Source organism: Rhodococcus mengyinensis, assembly GCF_048381435.1.
GTDB lineage: Bacteria > Actinomycetota > Actinomycetes > Mycobacteriales > Mycobacteriaceae > Rhodococcus_F > Rhodococcus_F opacus_D.
In genome coordinates, this window is sequence record NZ_JBLWIT010000112.1 from 1 (window position 1) to 5,111 (window position 5,111).

Sequence of the window (5,111 nt, forward strand, 5' to 3'; positions counted from 1 at the left end):
TCGCCGCATAGTGCTCACCATCGGGTGACGACCAGCTTCTGATCGGTGAAGAAATCCAACGGCGCAGCACCACACACATGCAGGTCACCGTAGAACGAGGCACCGTACCCACCCATCGTCATATTCGCCGGCGGCGCCGGAAACGCATTGACACCCACATTCCCGGCCCGGATACCCCGCTCGAACTCCGCCGCCACCGCACCAGAGCTGGTGAACACCGCTGCAGCGTTACCGAACTCGGTATCATTCGACAACGCGATCGCCTCCACGAGCGTATCCACCCGATGCACATTGATCACCGGACCGAACAACTCCCGACCCTCCACCCCGTGCCGCGGATCCAAATCGGCCACGATCGTCGGCCCGATGAAATAGCCGTTCTCCGACCCCGCCCCACCCACCGGCTTCACATTCCGACCATCGAGGACGAACGTCGCACCCAGATCCTCCGCCTCCCCCAGCGCCGCCAGGATCCGCACCTTGCTCTCGGCGCTGACGACCGGGCCCATCGTCACACCCTCGTCCATACCGTCACCGACCACCAACTGATCGGCCAACGCCACCACCCGGTCCATCAGATCGCCGTAGACATCACCAACCACCACGACCCGACTCCCCGCCAGGCACCGCTGACCCGCCATCCCATAGGACGAGGACACGATCCCGGCCGCCGCCCTATCGAGATCCGCATCCGCGGCCACCACGATCGGATTCTTCGCACCACCATTGGCCTGCACCCGCTTCCCGGCCGCTGCCGCCGCCCCGTAGATCGCCCGCGCCGTCGGCGACGACGTGATGCACGAGACCGCCACCACCGACGGGTGGGCGATCAGGTGCTTGACCACATCCGCCCGGCCGTGCACCAAGTTCAGCACCCCATCCGGCAGACCCGACTGCTGCAGCAACCGAATCGCCGCGGTGGACGCGAGCGGATCCTGCTCGGACGCCTTGATGATCAACGCATTACCCGTGACCAGAGCCCACGCCGAGAACTGCACCGTGTTCATCACCGGGAAGTTCGACGGCGTCACCGCCACACACACCCCCAACGGCTCCCGCACCCGCCGCGCATCCACACCAGTGGTGACATTCACGGCGTCGCTGTGATACAGCATCGGAGCGGCAATCGCCGTCTCCAGGAAATCGACGGCCCGCCCCACCTCACCGCGCGCCTCATCCAACGTCTTACCCTGATCGATCGTGATCGTGCGCGCCAACGACTCGACATTGTCCTCGAGGATCACCTTCATCCGATACAAAAACCGCACCCGCTCCGACAACGGCCGCGAACCCCAGTCACCGAAGGCGCGAGACGCAGCCACCACAGCCGCCTCCGCATCCTCGATCGTCGCCGGAACCAACTCCGTAATCACCAGCCCCGTCGCAGGATTGAACACCTCGACGGCATCCGCTCCCGACCCCGGCACCCACCGACCACCAATCAAACACGCAGCCGTCAAATCCACATCGCAGATTGTCACTATTCAAACCCTCACTACTCGAAAATCGTTGGTAGGTGCCGCCGACGACCGCGACCGGCAAGACCGACACCTGCGGGTCCTCGGTCAGACGTGGGCCGATACGGCCCCACACCGGCGCCACCGACGACTATGGAGCCATATGTGCCCGTGGTCTACGACAGATCGACGACGACTGTCTTGAGCTCGAGATATTCGTCGAGACTCTCCTTGCAGGTCTCCCGACCCAAACCCGACTGCTTGTGCCCACCGAACGGCAACGCCGCATCAACCGTCTGATAGCAGTTCACCCACACCTGACCCGCTTCGATTCCCGCGGCCACGCGGTGCGCGCGGCCGAGGTCCCGGGTCCACACCCCCGCACCGAGTCCGTAGTGCGAATCGTTGGCCAACGCCAGGACCTCGCCCTCGGTGTCGAACGGCACAATCGTCAGAACCGGACCGAAGATTTCCTCCCGCAAGACTTTCGAGTCCGAGCCGACGTTCGCCAAGACAGTGGGCTCGACGAAATAGCCTTCGCTCCCCCATGCAGAGCCGCCGGTGACGATCTCGGCTCCCTCGCTGCGGGCGAGTTCGATGAAACCGAGCACCCGGTCCCGGTGCTCCGCCGAAATCAGCGGACCCATCTGCGACGCCGCATCCAAGCCGCGGCCCAACCGGATGCTGTCAGCCGCCTCGACCAGCCCGTTGACCACATCCTGGAACACTGAGCGGTGCGCGTACAGACGCGACCCGGCGACACAACTCTCACCCTGGCAGGCGAAGATCGCCAGCGCGGCCGACGGAATCGCCTTCCCCAGATCGGCGTCGCCGAAGATGATATTCGGTGACTTCCCGCCCAGCTCGAGGGAGACGCGCTTGAGGTTGCCCGTGGCTGCCTTGATGATCGCCTTCCCTGTCGGACCCGAACCGGTGAAACTGATCTTGTTCACGTCCGGGTGCTCGACCAAGGCGGCCCCCACCGTCTCTCCGTATCCGGTGACATAGTTGAAGACACCCTCGGGGAAGCCGGCCTCCAGCACCAACTCCCCCAGCAGTGCGATCGACAGCGGAGTCTGCTCGGCCGGCTTGACAACCACCGTATTTCCCGTCGCGAGCGCCGGCGCAATCTTCTTGACCGCCATCATCAACGGGAGATTCCACGGCACGATGCACCCCACCACACCGAGGGGCTCGCGCAGCGTGTACGAGTGATAGGGGCCGCCGAAGTTCGTCGGAAACGACACCGGGATCGTGTCCCCGGTGATCTTGGTCGGCCATCCCGCGTAATACCGCAACACATCGACCGAGAACGCCACATCGACGTATCTGGCCTCGCCGATCGTCATCCCCGCATCCAGCGACTCCAACTCTGCGAACTCCTGCGCACGGTCCTCAATCAGATCCGCCAGCTTCCACAGCAGTCGGCCACGTTCCTGCGGAGTCAGCCGGCGCCACGGTCCGCGGAATGCTGCGCACGCAGCCGAGACCGCGCGGTCGACATCCTGGGCGTTCCCGGCCGGGACATGAGCAACGACCTCCCCGGTCGCGGGATCCTCCACCGCGATCGTTTCGGCAGTGGACGCGTCGACCCACTCGAAGCCGATCAGCATCCTCTCGGCCTTCTTGATGTTCGTCCTCAGTTCTTCACTGAGCAGCGTTGTGGACATGGTTCCATCCTCATCTTCATCGCATTAACAGGTTCTCGGCACTCTCCCAACGGAAGGTGCCGCCCTGGGCCGCCAGACAGCCTGGCCAGATCATGTGGCGGCCCGTATTTGGGAGCTCGAGGCGCGGGAAAACTCAGGCGTTCTGCAGCGCCTGCACCGCGGTAAAGTTCTTCATCAGTGGGAACACCTCACGACCCATCCGCTTGATGTCCTCCACGTAGTCCGGGAAGATCAGCATGAATCCAGCGACGTCGAGTTCGGCCCACTCGTCGAGCTGGCGCGCGATACTCTCCGGGGAACCGGTGATGAAATCCGTCGAAAACTGCACGAATCCCTTGGCGTCGACCCCGGCGAGGATCTCTGAGGTGCCGCCCTTGGCGGAATCGGTGGATGCCTGCCCGATCATGTACTCCATCACGCCCCGATCCGGGCTGTCGATGTAGCTCTGCAGCTTTGCTTCCGCTTCCTCGTCGGTGTCAGCGAGGACAACACCCAATGCCACAAACGGCCGGATGGTCCGCCCCGCGTTCTCCATCTGCTCGTTGAACCTGCCCACGACCTCCTCGAGGGCGTCCACGCCTCCCCAGGCCAGGCGGAACGAGTAGTCGGCGTACTTCGTGGTGAATGCGATGGCGTCGTCCGAGGCGCCGGCACACACGATGTTCACGTGATTGTCTGGCTTCGGGCCCATCCGCAGATCGTCATACTGGAAGTGCTTACCCTTGAAGTTTGAGACGCCGCTCTCCCAGAGCTCGCGCACCACCTGGCAGTACTCACCCGCGTACTCCCAACGGTAGTTGTTGTACTCATAGCCGGGCCACACATTCATGACCTCGAGCTCACGGGGGTGCCAGCCGCCGGGAACGATGTTGAGTGAGAAACGCCCCTCGCTGATCTGGTCGATCGTCACCGCCATCCGCGCCGCGATCGCCGGATGGATCGCCAGAATATTCACGGAGCCAATCAGCTTCATCGTCGTTGTGTCCCGGGCAAGGGCAGCCATCTGTGTCATCGACTCCAGTGCGTCGTCCCAAAACCCCGTCGTGCCACCGTGCCCGCGCAGCGCCGACAACGACAGGGCAAACGAGAACCCGTTTTCCTCACCCGCCTGGATGATCTCCCTCATGTGCGAGTACGTCGGCGAATACTGTGGAGCAGCCTCAGAAATGATGTAACCATTCCGAGCACTGGGAATGAAAATACCGAACTCCATCGCAGGTGTTCCTTTCTTTAGCGACCCGCCTTTTCACAGATCGGTCGAATAATGCGCGGAGCCTCTGATTCGAGGGCAATCCGACTAGGACAAGACTTCGGATTCGGGCGTCCTGGGCAGGACGGTGTCAGTAGAGACTGGGAGCCGTCATGTCGCGCCGTGGTCGTCGCAGAATCCTGTAGGAAGCATGAACAGCTTCAGTGTGCAGTTTGGGCACCGTGCTGACTTCGACGGCGGCCCTCATTCGGCGCGGGCGCTTCGTGTTTTGTGCAGATTTTGTCTGTTCCGGTCGAGCGGTCTCACCGATGACTTCGGGGTCGAGTTGTGCGTCGGTCGAAGACTTGTCGGTCGCACGGCCCGACATTTTCTTCGCGCGGTTCTACCGCTGGTTCCGTGGTCGGATCGCGACGGCGTCGATCTCGACGCGGCAGTCGCCGGCGATGCCGACGACGAGCGTCGTGCGCGCCGGGTACGGGCCTTCGCCGAAGACCTCGGTGTACGCGGTCCAGAACTCCTTGCGATACGAATCGTCGGCCAGGTAACACGTCGTCTTCACCACGTCCCCGAGCGTGCAGCCGACAGTCTCGAGGATCCCCTGGATCTCCTCCAGCGCGATCTTCGTCTCGTTCGCGACGGTGTCGGCCTCCGGCTTACGCGCCAGCGTCTCCAGATCCAGCGCCATGCCGCCGCAGAACACGTAGTCCTTGGTCGCCACACCCGGATTCATTCCGAATCGAGGGTAGGGAAGGTTGCCTGGGTTGAGGTATTCCG

General features: G+C 63.2%; 4 protein-coding genes. All 4 read right to left on the minus strand.

Going from position 1 to position 5,111, the window contains the following annotated elements; genetic code table 11:
- Positions 1–14: 14 nt before the first annotated feature.
- On the minus strand, positions 15–1,427 hold the full coding sequence (locus ACNJ7E_RS24525) for an aldehyde dehydrogenase family protein (RefSeq protein ID WP_418341135.1): 1,413 nt from the start codon (positions 1,425–1,427) through the stop codon (positions 15–17).
- 206 nt (positions 1,428–1,633) lie between these two features.
- The gene (locus tag ACNJ7E_RS24530; protein WP_009480598.1) at positions 1,634–3,127 is read right to left on the minus strand and encodes an aldehyde dehydrogenase family protein; all 1,494 of its coding nucleotides are present in this window, start codon (positions 3,125–3,127) and stop codon (positions 1,634–1,636) included.
- Positions 3,128–3,260: 133 nt separating this feature from the next.
- On the minus strand, positions 3,261–4,340 hold the full coding sequence (locus tag ACNJ7E_RS24535; protein WP_009480599.1) for an LLM class flavin-dependent oxidoreductase: 1,080 nt from the start codon (positions 4,338–4,340) through the stop codon (positions 3,261–3,263).
- A 379-nt stretch (positions 4,341–4,719) separates the two neighbouring features.
- A partial coding sequence (locus ACNJ7E_RS24540) for a RidA family protein (protein WP_418341180.1) occupies positions 4,720–5,111 on the minus strand: 392 nt, incomplete at its 5' end.

Excerpts from the sequence above, each read along its gene's own strand:
- ACNJ7E_RS24530 (WP_009480598.1), bottom strand. The coding sequence starts at position 3,127 with ATGTCCACAACGCTGCTCAGTGAAGAACTGAGGACGAACATCAAGAAG.
- ACNJ7E_RS24535 (WP_009480599.1), bottom strand. The coding sequence starts at position 4,340 with ATGGAGTTCGGTATTTTCATTCCCAGTGCTCGGAATGGTTACATCATT.